General features: G+C 62.2%; 29 protein-coding genes. All 29 read right to left on the reverse strand.

Features of this window, described 5'->3' with window-relative positions:
- Positions 1–14 precede the first annotated feature (14 nt).
- The 29 genes from ACFRAQ_RS34755 to ACFRAQ_RS34895 all read right to left on the reverse strand — a co-directional run bounded on the left by ACFRAQ_RS34755 (position 15) and on the right by ACFRAQ_RS34895 (position 12,181).
- On the reverse strand, positions 15–512 hold the full coding sequence (locus ACFRAQ_RS34755) for a hypothetical protein (protein ID WP_379107306.1): 498 nt from the start codon (positions 510–512) through the stop codon (positions 15–17).
- Positions 512–1,249 (reverse strand): hypothetical protein, encoded by a 738-nt coding sequence (locus ACFRAQ_RS34760; RefSeq protein WP_379107307.1) that lies wholly within the window; start codon positions 1,247–1,249, stop codon positions 512–514. The genes ACFRAQ_RS34755 and ACFRAQ_RS34760 overlap by 1 nt, the downstream gene beginning before the upstream one ends.
- A gap of 3 nt (positions 1,250–1,252) precedes the next feature.
- Positions 1,253–1,609, reverse strand: coding sequence for a hypothetical protein (locus ACFRAQ_RS34765; RefSeq protein WP_379107308.1), 357 nt, complete (start codon positions 1,607–1,609; stop codon positions 1,253–1,255).
- Positions 1,610–1,614: 5 nt separating this feature from the next.
- Entirely contained in the window at positions 1,615–1,968 is a 354-nt protein-coding gene (locus ACFRAQ_RS34770; RefSeq protein ID WP_379107309.1) for a hypothetical protein, read from the reverse strand.
- A 5-nt stretch (positions 1,969–1,973) separates the two neighbouring features.
- Positions 1,974–2,312: a hypothetical protein gene (locus ACFRAQ_RS34775; protein WP_379107310.1), complete on the reverse strand. Its 339-nt coding sequence runs from the start codon at positions 2,310–2,312 to the stop codon at positions 1,974–1,976.
- 3 nt (positions 2,313–2,315) lie between these two features.
- On the reverse strand, positions 2,316–2,669 hold the full coding sequence (locus ACFRAQ_RS34780; protein ID WP_379107311.1) for a hypothetical protein: 354 nt from the start codon (positions 2,667–2,669) through the stop codon (positions 2,316–2,318).
- Complete coding sequence (locus ACFRAQ_RS34785) at positions 2,666–2,893, reverse strand: hypothetical protein (protein WP_379107312.1); 228 nt, start codon at positions 2,891–2,893, stop codon at positions 2,666–2,668. The genes ACFRAQ_RS34780 and ACFRAQ_RS34785 overlap by 4 nt, the downstream gene beginning before the upstream one ends.
- Before the next feature lie 72 nt (positions 2,894–2,965).
- On the reverse strand, positions 2,966–3,733 hold the full coding sequence (locus ACFRAQ_RS34790) for a hypothetical protein (protein ID WP_379107313.1): 768 nt from the start codon (positions 3,731–3,733) through the stop codon (positions 2,966–2,968).
- Positions 3,734–3,737: 4 nt separating this feature from the next.
- A complete protein-coding gene (locus ACFRAQ_RS34795; protein WP_379107314.1) occupies positions 3,738–4,019 on the reverse strand; it encodes a hypothetical protein in 282 nt (93 codons plus the stop codon).
- 19 nt (positions 4,020–4,038) lie between these two features.
- Entirely contained in the window at positions 4,039–4,281 is a 243-nt protein-coding gene (locus tag ACFRAQ_RS34800) for a hypothetical protein (protein WP_379107315.1), read from the reverse strand.
- 12 nt (positions 4,282–4,293) lie between these two features.
- Positions 4,294–4,503, reverse strand: coding sequence for a hypothetical protein (locus tag ACFRAQ_RS34805; protein ID WP_379107316.1), 210 nt, complete (start codon positions 4,501–4,503; stop codon positions 4,294–4,296).
- A gap of 2 nt (positions 4,504–4,505) precedes the next feature.
- On the reverse strand, positions 4,506–5,189 hold the full coding sequence (locus tag ACFRAQ_RS34810) for a hypothetical protein (RefSeq protein ID WP_379107318.1): 684 nt from the start codon (positions 5,187–5,189) through the stop codon (positions 4,506–4,508).
- Positions 5,186–5,428, reverse strand: coding sequence for a hypothetical protein (locus tag ACFRAQ_RS34815; RefSeq protein ID WP_379107319.1), 243 nt, complete (start codon positions 5,426–5,428; stop codon positions 5,186–5,188). The genes ACFRAQ_RS34810 and ACFRAQ_RS34815 overlap by 4 nt, the downstream gene beginning before the upstream one ends.
- A complete protein-coding gene (locus ACFRAQ_RS34820) occupies positions 5,425–5,781 on the reverse strand; it encodes a hypothetical protein (protein ID WP_379107320.1) in 357 nt (118 codons plus the stop codon). The genes ACFRAQ_RS34815 and ACFRAQ_RS34820 overlap by 4 nt, the downstream gene beginning before the upstream one ends.
- A 1-nt stretch (position 5,782) precedes the next feature.
- Positions 5,783–6,130: a hypothetical protein gene (locus ACFRAQ_RS34825; protein WP_379107321.1), complete on the reverse strand. Its 348-nt coding sequence runs from the start codon at positions 6,128–6,130 to the stop codon at positions 5,783–5,785.
- Position 6,131: 1 nt separating this feature from the next.
- A complete protein-coding gene (locus ACFRAQ_RS34830; RefSeq protein WP_379107322.1) occupies positions 6,132–6,452 on the reverse strand; it encodes a hypothetical protein in 321 nt (106 codons plus the stop codon).
- Positions 6,445–6,972: a hypothetical protein gene (locus tag ACFRAQ_RS34835; RefSeq protein ID WP_379107323.1), complete on the reverse strand. Its 528-nt coding sequence runs from the start codon at positions 6,970–6,972 to the stop codon at positions 6,445–6,447. The genes ACFRAQ_RS34830 and ACFRAQ_RS34835 overlap by 8 nt, the downstream gene beginning before the upstream one ends.
- Position 6,973: 1 nt before the next feature.
- On the reverse strand, positions 6,974–7,228 hold the full coding sequence (locus ACFRAQ_RS34840; RefSeq protein ID WP_379107324.1) for a hypothetical protein: 255 nt from the start codon (positions 7,226–7,228) through the stop codon (positions 6,974–6,976).
- 132 nt (positions 7,229–7,360) lie between these two features.
- Positions 7,361–7,609, reverse strand: coding sequence for a hypothetical protein (locus ACFRAQ_RS34845; RefSeq protein WP_379107325.1), 249 nt, complete (start codon positions 7,607–7,609; stop codon positions 7,361–7,363).
- 558 nt (positions 7,610–8,167) lie between these two features.
- The gene (locus ACFRAQ_RS34850; RefSeq protein ID WP_379107326.1) at positions 8,168–8,449 is read right to left on the reverse strand and encodes a hypothetical protein; all 282 of its coding nucleotides are present in this window, start codon (positions 8,447–8,449) and stop codon (positions 8,168–8,170) included.
- A gap of 84 nt (positions 8,450–8,533) precedes the next feature.
- Positions 8,534–8,761 carry a hypothetical protein gene (locus ACFRAQ_RS34855; protein ID WP_379107328.1) on the reverse strand — a complete coding sequence of 76 codons (228 nt, stop codon included), beginning with the start codon at positions 8,759–8,761 and terminating at the stop codon, positions 8,534–8,536.
- 1 nt (position 8,762) lies between these two features.
- A complete protein-coding gene (locus tag ACFRAQ_RS34860) occupies positions 8,763–8,921 on the reverse strand; it encodes a hypothetical protein (RefSeq protein ID WP_379107329.1) in 159 nt (52 codons plus the stop codon).
- Positions 8,922–9,065: 144 nt separating this feature from the next.
- Positions 9,066–9,371: a hypothetical protein gene (locus ACFRAQ_RS34865; RefSeq protein WP_379107331.1), complete on the reverse strand. Its 306-nt coding sequence runs from the start codon at positions 9,369–9,371 to the stop codon at positions 9,066–9,068.
- A gap of 11 nt (positions 9,372–9,382) precedes the next feature.
- Positions 9,383–9,622, reverse strand: a complete 240-nt coding sequence (locus ACFRAQ_RS34870; protein ID WP_379107332.1) for a hypothetical protein — start codon at positions 9,620–9,622, stop codon at positions 9,383–9,385.
- 11 nt (positions 9,623–9,633) lie between these two features.
- Positions 9,634–9,858, reverse strand: coding sequence for a hypothetical protein (locus tag ACFRAQ_RS34875; protein ID WP_379107333.1), 225 nt, complete (start codon positions 9,856–9,858; stop codon positions 9,634–9,636).
- Positions 9,859–9,938: 80 nt separating this feature from the next.
- On the reverse strand, positions 9,939–10,301 hold the full coding sequence (locus ACFRAQ_RS34880) for a hypothetical protein (RefSeq protein ID WP_379107334.1): 363 nt from the start codon (positions 10,299–10,301) through the stop codon (positions 9,939–9,941).
- Positions 10,294–11,079 carry a hypothetical protein gene (locus ACFRAQ_RS34885; protein ID WP_379107335.1) on the reverse strand — a complete coding sequence of 262 codons (786 nt, stop codon included), beginning with the start codon at positions 11,077–11,079 and terminating at the stop codon, positions 10,294–10,296. The genes ACFRAQ_RS34880 and ACFRAQ_RS34885 overlap by 8 nt, the downstream gene beginning before the upstream one ends.
- On the reverse strand, positions 11,079–11,342 hold the full coding sequence (locus ACFRAQ_RS34890) for a hypothetical protein (RefSeq protein WP_379107336.1): 264 nt from the start codon (positions 11,340–11,342) through the stop codon (positions 11,079–11,081). Before ACFRAQ_RS34890 ends, ACFRAQ_RS34885 begins: the two co-directional genes overlap by 1 nt.
- Before the next feature lie 29 nt (positions 11,343–11,371).
- The gene (locus tag ACFRAQ_RS34895; protein ID WP_379107337.1) at positions 11,372–12,181 is read right to left on the reverse strand and encodes a hypothetical protein; all 810 of its coding nucleotides are present in this window, start codon (positions 12,179–12,181) and stop codon (positions 11,372–11,374) included.
- Positions 12,182–12,213: the final 32 nt, after the last annotated feature.

A 12,213-nucleotide genomic window follows, 5' to 3' on the forward strand; every position in this document is an offset into this window, starting at 1 on the left:
TCACCCACTAACTCTCAAACGACTTCACGCCAACCCTCGCCGGGCCAATCAGACGAAACATACTCGAACGGACCGGCACGGCCAATGTCAATCCACGGGCGTCCCCCGGAACCCTCACCCGCCGCAACGCCGGAGCCACTCCCTGTGATCCGACGGACGAAATGCCAACGCTGGCCATCCCGATACCAGCCGCGCCCGTCACGATCGGTGTAGTAGCCAGCTTCGCGCGGCTCAGAGGCATCTCTCAGCCGCCGCCAATCCTCGTAGATCGCGTCGCCGTCAGCCTCCGTCTCAGCGTCCACGCCACCGCCACTGAACGCCTCCGCCATGACGTTCAAACGATCCAGCAGCGCGAACAGCGGAACGCCATCCAGCTCTCCGTAGTCGTACCGCACCACGGAACCATCCCGAACCTGCTGCGGTAACGGCACTTCCGGATGCTCGTCATGGAAACTCGTCGCCGTCGAATCGAGGGCATTGACCCACGTTCGCTCACTCACAACCACACGCATTACAGATCCGGCTCCTGCTCGTCTTTCCAGGCACCCATACCCTGTCGAACCGGGTACACGATCATGGCCACTTCCGCATTCCGCAGACCGAGGTCGCGGGCGATCCGTTTCACCGGCGACTGCTCCTCATCCGGCAGCGCTTTCCAGGCCGCCCACACCCGATCCTTGTCCAGCCACTGCGGGTTCTGGGAGCCGCGCTCAAACCAGAGCGAAATGACCTGCTCGTCCTCGCAACCAGCCGCGTCCCAATGGATCATCCGCACATGCCCGGTCGCCAGCAGCCGTTTCTCCAACGACGGGAAGTCCACCAACTCGACCGCTTCCGCACCCCACCACTGGAGCATCTCCTCCCGCACCTGAGCCACCCAGTCGCTGTCGGCGGGGACACCGTAGTTCGTGAGGCGCGGCGGATTTAGATTCGGGTCGGAGTCCCCGCCGTAGTCGAAGTCCTCGTCGTCGCTCGGCGCTTCGTGAGTGTGAAACTCGACCTGAATGTGAACTGTGTCGATGCCGTTGTTGTCGAAGTCCACAAACTCCAACGATGGCCTCACCTGGAACACCTCGACCGCGCCATCCCACACCGCCTGCGACGACAAGCCGTTCGGCGGCGTCCACCTGGCATGCCAGCGGCCCTTGGCGTCACGCTCAAGCGTGTTCTCGCCCGTTTTCGTGTGGGCACGTACCACACCCCGCTCCGGCATCGCATCCAAATCCGCCGGACCCGTCAACTTGCGCATTGATTAACCCTTCCCGAACTTCTCGTCGAAGAACAACTGTGCGATGGATTGCTCCTCGGCGTTCGCGGTGCCGACGATCGCCTTCGCGACCGGCACGGTCCACCACGCGCCCCTCAGCGGCCACCGCCCACCAACCGTACTGAGCCCCAACGTCTTGTTCAGGTGCGTCAAGACGTCATCCCGAACACGCCGCGCATCCGCGTACGGCCCGTCGAACCACCTGAGCCACGTCGCCTCGTCGATCTGGTTGCCGAACTCATCCCGCTCCGGCTCAACCGCCCTCACCTCATCCAGCCCGGCCTCCGCATCCAACAGCTTCTGCGCCGCCGCCCGTGCCTCAGCCGACTCCCACACCTTCATGCCGATCACTCCTGCCTGATGTGCTTGCCGAAGAACGCCCGCGCGACCTGCCGCTCATACGCGCCCGCCCCGCCGCCGATGGTCTTCGAGACCGGCAGATACCAGTGCCTCCCGTGCAGTTCGTGCGCCCCAGCCGAGTCGGCGTCGAGGACATCGGCCAGATGTTCGACCAGCTCGGCCACCGCCGCACGGGCGGGACGATTCTGCTGCTTATCCCACTCGAGCCACGCCGGACCGTCGACCGGATCGCCATCCCCGTTCCGCTCCGGCTCAACGTCCGACACCTTCGTCAGCACGTCATGCGCGGCCAACAACCTCCGTGCCACCTTCCGGGCGTACGGCTGCTCCCACGTCCTCATGTCAGTTACTCCTCAGTCTCGTTCGGGTCAGTTTCAATGAGATCCAGGTCGGCCCGCGCCTTCTCGACACGAGCAATCGCCGCCGACTGGCTCTGATCGACTTCCCTCCAGAAGCGGATCTCACCCTTCGGGTCCACCTCAGCGGCAGTGTCCGCCGTCTTCTTCGCCGCCGCCTGGGCCTCCTCGAGCCGCAGCCACAAGCCCTTCCGGACCTCGTCCGAATGCTCGACGAAGAACATCAGCAGAGGACGCAACACCTCCGCGCCCGGATTCTCGTCGAAGAACACCGACCGTGCCAAATGACCATCGGGCGACACCAACTCATGCAACGGGATGTCTCTCATTCCCTACTCTCCTTCCTTCGGCATGTACTCGGCGACCACCGCCTTCACGTATTCAGGGGCGTTCTCGAAGCCGTCCCAGAGCCAAGACTCCTCGCCGCGCTGAACACCCAGAGTCAAATCCTTCTTACGGATCGGACCATTCAGCCGCGCCTCCGTCTGCCACTGAAGCGCCGCCCCGAACTCGCTCCTGCGAATCCCGTAGAAACGCAGATGAAGGCGTTCCGGCCGATACCACGTACCCCTCGCACGGTTCTGGGGCCGACGATCCTCCGCCCCCTCCAACCGCAACGTCACAATCCGCGTATCCGTGAACGTGTGAACAGTCGCCGTAGGGCCTTCGGTAGTCAATTCAGTCACTTCGCAGCCTCCTCGGCAGCCAAACGCTCCACGCGAACCCGCGCATTCTCAAGCGCCTCGATCGCGACCGGAAGGAACTCCGGCCGAATCGGATTCCCGAACAACTCGCCCGAATGATGAACGCCATACTCATCCACGCGAACAGAACCCACCCCCCGCCCATTCCGGCGAATCAGAAGATGGTTACCGATCATCGGGTCATCAACCCAAGCCATGTCAAACACCGTCACAGTCTAGCCCTTTCGAAACGAAAGGCCCACACCGAAAACCGATGCAGGCCAACGCAATAACATCTTCTACCGATTGAACACAAGCACGCTTTTCGGCGCGCCATGCTCTACCGTGAAGCTCTCAATCCGGCGGCGTAGATCGTCACTACCGCTGCCGTCTTTCCAGGCGATATGGATTTCCGTTCCAGCCCGTCGTACTGTGAACTTCTCCGGTCCAGAGCCCAACGGCGAATCACGCAGAGCCTTCGCTGCAACCTGCGCATACAGGGCCGCCTTCTCGGCGTCCGTGCGTGGGCCAGGCTTCGAAACCAACACGTCGAACGACGAGCCGCTCTCAATAAGGCTCGGGGCCGTGTGCAGCTCTTGAGACCCCACTGACAGCCAGTGCCCACGGTCATCCTTCTGCGCTGCAAGCGCATACCGGCCGAAGCGAATGAACGAGATTATCGAGCCGACACCCAACGCGTTCAACTCGGCCGCAGTCATGACCCGACCCGGCGCACGCCGGATAGGCGCAGGCTCAGCAGGTGCGGACCGCTTCTTTTGGTCCATCCTCCGCCACTGGTCGTCCACCAGCTGCCGGAACCGCTTCTCCTCCAACCCGGAAGCGTCGGGGAGCATCGTCAGCCGCATCGCGGCCATGATCACGCTGTCCGCTGATGTCTTCGCCTCCTGGAGTCGCCGAATCATGCGCTCAGGATCAGCAGGCGACATGGCACCGTTCACGTATGCCCTGATATCGCGGAGATCTGTCGCTGTCTCCCACTCCGCCCACAGGCGGACCGTCAGCTTGACCGCCTTCTCCTCGGCGGGCGTCAACGCATCCTCAGTCATGCCGTCACCGCACGAACTGCTGGATCGCCCACACGTAACCCTGGAGGACGCCGATGCTGCGCTCCGGCAGGGAGAACCCCAGGCCCTTCGCCCACGCGATGAAATCCACCATCGCCGCAGCGCCCGACCACTTGTTGTACGCGGTGCCGAACTGGGCGCTCAACACGCCGTCCTCGAACAGCACCCAATCGCGCGTGGACGAACCCGGCACCGACGCATACAGCGACAGCTGACCCGGCACCACCTCCAAGCGGACGAACCGCTGACCATCCTGACTTGCACTCATGCCACTAACTCCTAGCTCGCTACTTGTCGGTCGGTGCCGGAATGAACGTGAACGTGCAGTCGCGCGGGAACGAATCGACCTGGTCGTCATCCCGCGTGATCTTGATCCGGTGCGTCGTCAGCTGCACCTTCGTCACCTTGTACTCGTTGCCCCAAACATCGAAAACCGTCGCACCCACAGTGATCTCGTCCGCGCGCTTCTTGACCGCCGCCGGAACCACATCCGCGATCTCCACCATCGCATGCATCTCGTCGTTGCTCATCGTTTAGTCCTCCTATTTCCCTTGTAGTTCTTCGATGAAGTCGTCGGGGTACTTGCTGTCGATGCAGAGTTCGCCATCCAGGATCGCGAAGTCATCCAGCGTCAGGGACCAGCCCAAACCCCAAGCCCTGTCGATATAGCCTTGCAGCAGCTCGGCGTCAACCGGCCTGCGGCCGATCGGGTCATCGCCCGCATCGAACGCCTCGACCATCTCCACGGCCATGATCAGTCCTCCTCTTCTGCCAGCCACTGAAGGCCGGTAGGCAATACGTTTCGGGTAACTGTCAGGTCTTCGTCCGGCGCATGTAAACGCCAACGCTGAATCTTCATCAACCGGCCGGATGCGGTAGGCCATGTGGAGATACCTCGCATGCCTTTCCGGTAGTGCACGCCCGTTGACCCCTGAACGTCCACATCCCAGCCCAGCTCGGCCGCTATCGCCTGCATATGCTGATCGGGGGTCAAACCAGCCGTTACCGCCTTCTGTGATCGGAAACGGACATACAGCTTCGTATGGCCGAACCTGACCCCATGGAACACGGCATCGGACGGCATCCACACCGACGCTCCAGGCTGCGCCCACCGGCCATCCCGCGCCCGCTGATACGCCATCACCTCGCCGTCATCCCGATGCCCGGACACGATCGACTCCGCGCCCAACGCATCCAGCTCCGCCAAGCTCGTGATCTCATCCGGCTCCGGCGCAGCCTTTGGTTCCGTCAACAGCCTCTTCAACCGGCGCAGATCCTGCCACGTCAGGCCCGTCGTCGTACCGTCCACATCCCTGGTGGCAATCAGCAGCCACTCATCACCCGGCCGATTGGTGTACGACGCCAGCGTATGCACCAACCGGTCAACCGGATCGTCCGTGAACTTCGGCAGCCGCCGAACCTCATCCTCGAAGCTCACTTGAATTTCGCTTTCTGTTTGTGGAGATGCTCGATCAGTCCCTCGACCTCACGCGTCGCGGCCTGATCCGAATCGAGTGGGCCGCCCCGGTACGGGCTGCCCACCGCATTCGATGTGGTCAGGCTCCAACGCCATCGACCGTCCTCGAGATACACGGCCGCGACGTAATCGAGAATCGCCAACTCGTACCGACGATTCCGCTCCGTCTCCCGCCAACCAGCCTCAACCGTCAACTTCACCGCTCGCCCTCGCCCTCTTGGATGGTGAGGGCGTATCGCGACGGGATGTCGCTGCCGGTCGGTGAATTCGCGTTGATCTCGTCCCGAACGTCCTGCGGGAACTGCTCCAGGTCGTATACGTCGATCGGGTACGGCTTGCCAAGGTCGCCAGCCTTCAGAACCCGAGGGCCGACCACGTCGACCTTCGACAGCCGCCAACCCTCCGCGCGGTCATCGTCCGTCCACGTCACGGCAAACTCCGCCGCAGCAACCGTCAGGCCCGCCGGATCGTGCAGCCGAAGATCAACACCCTCCCGGACCTCGAACTGCACCACATGCTTCGTGCTCGTCCGCTTCAAATTCGCGGCCGCCATCTCAGCCCTCCTCGCTTTCTGTGGAATCGTTTTCGGAATATCCTGTCGGCGCTTGGGCATTGATCTGGTCCCGAACGTCGGTAGGGAATTGCTTGAGGTCGAACACGGTGATCGGAATCGGGTTGCCATGGCCTCCCGTTTTCTTATCGCGCTTACCGCGAACATCAACCTTGAACAGTTGCCAGCCCTCGCCGTCGTCCAGCCACGTCACTGAGATCTCCTTCGGGATCACAGTGCGATCGAGCATGTCAGTCACCCTCAGCCACACCATATCCGGAAGCGTGAACGACACCACAAGCTGCGACTGCGAAAGCTCCAAAGGGATCGCCGGATCCTTCGAATCGACCATCTCAGCTCTCCTCACTGTTGTTGTGCCGACTCTGCGGCATGTTCTGTTCGGCAATCACACGCAGGTAATCCGGCTGTTTCTCGAAGCTGTTCCACCACGTCGATTCCTGCGCCACACCCACGTCGCCGTTCTTCTTGACCCGAGACCCAATCACCTTGATCCGGCCCACCACCCAACAGCCATCCTCAAGCCAATAGATGACCGTCAACTCGTCCGGGCGAATCCTCCGATCCGAATACGAGACATCCACAAACGGGGCGTCCGTCAAATCGAACGTCACCTCGTGCCGCTTCGCCGAATAACCCACCATGGGCTCAGTCATCGTCGCCGTCCCTATCCTTCTCGACAGCGGCGAGCGCCTCAGCCATCGAACGAAGGTTCTTCGCCACCGTCGTCCCGGCCTTGGTCACCGCGAACCGCGTCTTCGCATCCTTACCAGTCCGGCGGATCTCATACTCGGTCCGCATAGACCCTTCCGCCCGAACCAGCCAACAGTTCTGCATCGGCTGAAAGATATCCAGATCGGACGCAGCGACAACCGCGTGCACATCCTCCGGTTGAGCGGAAGCAGAACCCTCACGCACCGTCAACGACACCTGGCCGTCAAACCGGGTTACTTCGAAGCCCCTCGCGATCAACACCGCCATCGCCTTGTCCGACCACCCCATAGCGTCGTCCGCGTCGGAAGGGATCGACACCCGACAGTTCCTGCCGCCGACCACGCCCTCGTTGCCGACCCGAATCCCGAACCGACCCCGATCGCCCTTGCGGTCCGAATAGCGCAACACAGGAATCTCGGCCGCCCTCAGAGCAGCCGACACCCTAGGCGCGAGTGTTCCCATCTCAGTTGCCTTCCTCGCGCAGACGCTTCAGCGCCCACTCCACAGCCTCAGCCTTCGTGCCGCAAGGGCTGTCCGACACAAACGGCACCGGGAAGTTCGGCACCGTCACCCACGGGCGGAACTGGTCCTCGCCGAGCCTGACCACCATGAACTGGTCGACACCATTCGACCGGAACCAGAACACCGGCTCCCCAGTCACCGAATCAACCCGAGGCTCCTCCGTGAACCCATCGGGCAACCCCGTCACGTCAGCCATCAATCACTCCTACCTAACAGGCGGCCACCCCTCATAGGTGACCGCGCAGTGCCTCCAGGTGGAATCGAACCACCTCGGACCGACACGCACATGCCGATCCCACTACCAAGTAGAGGCCATCCTCTAAAACTGTTACACCACAATCGGATTCCGGTGATCATTGTCCAGCTTCGACAACCACCGACCCAACTCGAAATCCGTCACCATCAGATACGAATCCGCCAAATGCTGACGCCACTCGTCACGGCCGCCAGTCAGCATCGCGTACTCGTCGGTCACCACCCGCCACCCCGACCACGACGACACGAACCACCACCACGCCGGGCGACGGAACACCAACGTCAACTGCGCGCCACCCGAATACCGGACACGCACCTGCACCCACACCCACAGCCGCGAACGCCACGTCCGCCAGTGATACAACCTCGCCCGCTCCGACCGATCCGACCAAAACGGGTACGTGGCCATAACTTCACCCCCGGCCCACATCGACCTCATGCCGACATCAACTCCCGCCGCGCCCGGCCGATCGCCGCGCAATCACGAGTCAGATGCAGATCAACCGCCTCGTTCGCGTTACCCGCACCATCCGCCGCAGCGAGCACCCACACCGTGTCCGAACACTGCGTGCACTGCCACGTCGGCGAGCTGCCCTGCCACACCAACCTCACCAAGTTCCGCGAACCCACACACGGCACCAACGGCAACCCCAACACGATCACCACCACCAATCCACCGTCAGCTCCGCGCGCAGAGCATCCCAATCGACCGGCTTCCCACGCTTGAACTCCCGAACCAGCGCCCGCCGCTGCCGAAGCTGCCGACCACCATTACGACCCGCCATAACAGAACCTTTCCCGAGATTCACCACAACTGCCCGAACTCCGAGCATGACAAAGCCCTCAGCGCGAACACTGAGGGCCAACTCACGCCAGAACGTCAGACCTTCGCCTCCTCGAACGAATCAACCACCTCCACCGAATACCCAACCCGGAACAACTCCCGCAACAACTCCGAATACTCGGCCACCGTCGCAACCCGCTGCCCAGCAACCCACTCCCGATCAACCGAACAATGCTGACCGCCATGCGCATACGCCGCCAACTTGCCATCCGACACATCCCGCGACCACGGCACATCCACAAACACCGCAGTCACCCGATCGCCCACAAACTCAGGCGTGAACACAAACAACACACGCACATCCAACAGCTCTGCCACCGAAACTCCTTACAACGCAAAGAGACCCCGACGCCGAAGCGTCAGAGTCTCACCAATAGAATGATATTCAGTTATGTGGAGAAGCTACCACTCGCCATCGTCCTCCTCGCCGAGCAACGCGCGCAGCCGGGCATTCTCCTCCGCCAGCGCACGATTCCGGTCCGCCAGATCACGATCCATCGCCAGCTTCACCGCCTCGACATCGTCCTCGTCGTACGGGTCGAAATCCACGCCAGGGACGAACGTCGGCGCCCGCCGAGGTGCCTCGCCGCACGCCTCCGCCATGCTCTGATAGTCGCCATTCATGCCCATCTCAGTACCTCAGCTTCCGTCGATTGGCCTCGGCGAGCAGCAGGGCTTCGTTCTCGCCCGCGATCTCGCCGCCAGGGTCGAACCAATCGTCACCCGGCTCCGCGTATTCCCGCAGCGCCTTCAGCAACTCCGCGTCCGACCAGTCGCTAAGCCCCGCCATTGCGCTGCACCTCCGTCCCGCGATGCTTCGGCTGCCGCCGATACCGCTTCCCAGACGGCTTCGGTTGCGCCGCATTCGAACTGCGCAACCCCTGCCGCCACCGCCACGCCGCCAAATCCGGCCGCTCCGAAACCTGCTCACGCGTCACTGAAACCGCCTCCAATCCGGATTCTCAACCGGGTTCACCAGCCAGTCGCAGATACGCTCACACCACTCATCCGAATCGCCACTCAGGGTCGGATTCATCGAGATCTGATCGCCCACAGCAGGATTGAACACCAAACTGGCATCCTCAACCTCGCCCGCGTCCGTGAACAACACCCACGCACCCCAGCGGCCGTTATCCACATTCAGAGCACCCGCGTCCCTCCAGCGCTCATCCCGCTGGCCAGGCGTATCCGTCCACCCGCCAGCCGCAGCAACCCACTCGATCGCCTGCCGCTCAGACACAACCCGCATGATCAGTCCTCCGCCATCCACGCGGCGAACTCCTCGACCGTCGCGAAACCCTCATCGCCGATATCGTCCCCGCACCGGATGTAACCGCTCCGCGACGGGAACGCGTTATACCCGCCGAGCGTCGCACCACACGGCCCGCACCCCGACAGCATCGGCACATTCGCGTCGTTGAAGTCGGCCATCGAGTACGACTCCTTCTCCCCGACAAGCGACTTCACGTAATCCAACAACGACACAGCCATGACCAAACCTCCTACGAATCGATATCCGACGAAACCGTCACGGTGCCAGCACCTTCCGGCACCGTGACCACCACAAACGACACCGGATCGGACCACTTACCCGCCCGCGCCCGCGCCAACGCATCCCGCACATTCGCCGCGCCCGCCACCCGATCCGGCGCATAGAAGAACTTGAACGACGAACCATCCGGAAGCACACCCAGAACCGTCAAGCCTGGCGACAACTCACTAGACATACGAACCTCCCTCGTTGGAGGTAGTTCCTCCGCCCAACGACCACAGCCGAAACTGTGGCCGATGCGCAAGCCCTACCCGACTACGCCGCTAACGCCACATACGCCGCGTCCACGCCGCCACCCCGGCCGACATCCGGCCGGAACTCCAGCACCTCCAGAACCCTGAAGCGGTGCAGTGTGACGTAATGCCCCGCCGCCACCGTCCCCGACCGCTCCCACTCGGTGCACTTGTTGAACACCACCCGCGCACCGACCGGGAACCGCGACGCCAAGTCCGCCACCCGATCCAACGCCACGCCATCGCGGAACTCAACACCCCACAGGCCATCCGAGATCTGCCGCGCCACCTTCCGCGCATCCGCCTCCAGCATCAGATCGTTCAACCACTCCAGCTCACCCGCCAGATTCGTGAACCGCACATCCCACGTTTTACTGTCACTCACCGCTGTAAACCTCCAAATCTCGCCAGCTCGCTTTCGGGAACGCGGTCACGTACATCTCGTGATCCTCGGAAAGGAACGCCGCATACCGTTCACGGACCAGCTGCTCCACCTGCTCAACCGTGTCAGCGACGTCGCCGTATTCCGGGTTGTTGTAGATCTCAAACCACGGCGTCACCAGAACGAGCGTCCGCATGTGAAACCGTTCAGGTTGGACATGAACAATCCGCGCAGTGATCCGCCAGTGCCCGACCGGCCTGGTTGCCAGCACCTCCCGAGCCGCCAGAACCTCGGCGATATACTCGCGGACCAGCCGCTCACCCTCAACGTTGGTCCGATAGCTTGGGCTGATCGCGCCCAAAGACGCGGTGTCCCAGGGGAACACGCCGGTCGTTCGGTTCGGATTCAGATAGTGGACCGTGCGAACCCCATCCTCATCCTCAGTGATCTTCCCCAGCGTGTAACGGCCGTTGCTCATCTGCGGAATCATCAGCAGCGGGTCAACCGCCATGAACTGCGCAATGTCCATGTACATCGCCGACCGGTACCGGCCCTCGATCGGACCCCACGAATGCACGCCACGCTCCTCCGGCAGAGGATTCACCAGCTTCAAACCGTGCGAATCCAGCCACTCGCGCAACTCCTCAACCGATCGGAAGGCGGTGTGCGCCATAGCGCCGCAAGTCACCGTGTACCAATAGCCGCATGTCCGTTCATGCTGCTCCGGAGTTAGCGAGCACACAGACAAGCTGCCGTACTCCTGCATGTAAACACTTTCCATCACGCCACCTTGCTTCCGATCCGATCCAGAATCTTGTTGATCTCCGCCGAAGTACGCCGCGCCAGATGCCGATTTACCTGGCTACGCAGCCACGACAAGTTGTGCCACTTCGGCGCGAACAGATGCGGCCTCCACGGGTCATCCCGCGTCCAGAACCGATCCAGCTCCCGGCCGACAATCGAATCCGCCAGCGCCCACTGCTCATCCGTCGGCCGCGACAAGCCGTTACCCGGAAACACCTGCGTGCGAACATGATCCAGCACCGACGAAAAATATGAATCAATGATCATTGTCAGTCAGTCCACACGTTGTGATTCGTGTGCGTGATCTCCGCATCCCCGTTCGGAAGCTCAATCCACGACGATCCGGTCACGTCCACGTGTTCGTCGTCGTCGTGCTCATCCGCGATACAGAACATGGTTTGGCACTGCGGCGACACGAAGAAGTCCAGATCGATATCCGGGATCTCAGCCGCCGCACACGCACCCAGGAACGCCTGCACCGCGAACATCGCGAACACGTAATCCGACTGCGCACCATGCGAACCGAACTCCGGCCCCGACACCTCCGCAGCCGCCGCCTCACCAGCCGCCACCGCGATACCCGGAACCAAACCATCCACACCCTCGCAACGCCGCACAATGCGCCGCCACAACACCACATGATCGACCACGGTCACAGCGCCCACCGTCCTCGGATCAGTAAACGTGGCGGTGGACTTGAACTCGACACCCTGCCAAGTCGCATCCTTCGGTTCGTCGGTAGACACGAACACCTTGCCGACACGTGTCCCGATCCGGCCCCGTTTCCGCGTATACCAAACCGGCCGACCAGACACCCGCGCCAAATGCTCCGCGATCACACGAGACACCCAGTTCTGGAAAGTGATCACATCCTGAAACTCGGCCGTGTGCACAGTATCCACAGCCTTGCGGTCCGGAGACGCGACCACGGCCGTGTACTCCCACCGCTCCTGCCCGTTGACCACCGCCACCAACTGGCCACGTGCGATACCAGCGCTGTAACCGAGAACCTTGGTGCCCCAATCATTCCCGCCGCTACCCGCCTCCCAAGACGGATCTATCACGACAACATCCGACATAACGAAACCTTTCCCGAGGTTCACAACCAACC

Origin of the sequence: Nocardia sp. NPDC056611, from assembly GCF_042792755.1 — a bacterium.
Taxonomy (GTDB): domain Bacteria; phylum Actinomycetota; class Actinomycetes; order Mycobacteriales; family Mycobacteriaceae; genus Nocardia.

Bases quoted from the DNA above. Each gene is read 5' to 3' on its own strand.
- ACFRAQ_RS34755 (WP_379107306.1), bottom strand. From the start codon at position 512: ATGCGTGTGGTTGTGAGTGAGCGAACGTGGGTCAATGCCCTCGATTCG.
- ACFRAQ_RS34760 (WP_379107307.1), bottom strand. From the start codon at position 1,249: ATGCGCAAGTTGACGGGTCCGGCGGATTTGGATGCGATGCCGGAGCGG.
- ACFRAQ_RS34765 (WP_379107308.1), bottom strand. From the start codon at position 1,609: ATGAAGGTGTGGGAGTCGGCTGAGGCACGGGCGGCGGCGCAGAAGCTG.
- ACFRAQ_RS34770 (WP_379107309.1), bottom strand. From the start codon at position 1,968: ATGAGGACGTGGGAGCAGCCGTACGCCCGGAAGGTGGCACGGAGGTTG.
- ACFRAQ_RS34775 (WP_379107310.1), bottom strand. From the start codon at position 2,312: ATGAGAGACATCCCGTTGCATGAGTTGGTGTCGCCCGATGGTCATTTG.
- ACFRAQ_RS34790 (WP_379107313.1), bottom strand. From the start codon at position 3,733: ATGACTGAGGATGCGTTGACGCCCGCCGAGGAGAAGGCGGTCAAGCTG.
- ACFRAQ_RS34795 (WP_379107314.1), bottom strand. From the start codon at position 4,019: ATGAGTGCAAGTCAGGATGGTCAGCGGTTCGTCCGCTTGGAGGTGGTG.
- ACFRAQ_RS34800 (WP_379107315.1), bottom strand. From the start codon at position 4,281: ATGAGCAACGACGAGATGCATGCGATGGTGGAGATCGCGGATGTGGTT.
- ACFRAQ_RS34805 (WP_379107316.1), bottom strand. From the start codon at position 4,503: ATGGCCGTGGAGATGGTCGAGGCGTTCGATGCGGGCGATGACCCGATC.
- ACFRAQ_RS34820 (WP_379107320.1), bottom strand. From the start codon at position 5,781: ATGGCGGCCGCGAATTTGAAGCGGACGAGCACGAAGCATGTGGTGCAG.
- ACFRAQ_RS34825 (WP_379107321.1), bottom strand. From the start codon at position 6,130: ATGGTCGATTCGAAGGATCCGGCGATCCCTTTGGAGCTTTCGCAGTCG.
- ACFRAQ_RS34830 (WP_379107322.1), bottom strand. From the start codon at position 6,452: ATGACTGAGCCCATGGTGGGTTATTCGGCGAAGCGGCACGAGGTGACG.
- ACFRAQ_RS34835 (WP_379107323.1), bottom strand. From the start codon at position 6,972: ATGGGAACACTCGCGCCTAGGGTGTCGGCTGCTCTGAGGGCGGCCGAG.
- ACFRAQ_RS34840 (WP_379107324.1), bottom strand. From the start codon at position 7,228: ATGGCTGACGTGACGGGGTTGCCCGATGGGTTCACGGAGGAGCCTCGG.
- ACFRAQ_RS34855 (WP_379107328.1), bottom strand. From the start codon at position 8,761: ATGGGCATGAATGGCGACTATCAGAGCATGGCGGAGGCGTGCGGCGAG.
- ACFRAQ_RS34860 (WP_379107329.1), bottom strand. From the start codon at position 8,921: ATGGCGGGGCTTAGCGACTGGTCGGACGCGGAGTTGCTGAAGGCGCTG.
- ACFRAQ_RS34870 (WP_379107332.1), bottom strand. From the start codon at position 9,622: ATGGCTGTGTCGTTGTTGGATTACGTGAAGTCGCTTGTCGGGGAGAAG.
- ACFRAQ_RS34875 (WP_379107333.1), bottom strand. From the start codon at position 9,858: ATGTCTAGTGAGTTGTCGCCAGGCTTGACGGTTCTGGGTGTGCTTCCG.
- ACFRAQ_RS34885 (WP_379107335.1), bottom strand. From the start codon at position 11,079: ATGGAAAGTGTTTACATGCAGGAGTACGGCAGCTTGTCTGTGTGCTCG.
- ACFRAQ_RS34895 (WP_379107337.1), bottom strand. From the start codon at position 12,181: ATGTCGGATGTTGTCGTGATAGATCCGTCTTGGGAGGCGGGTAGCGGC.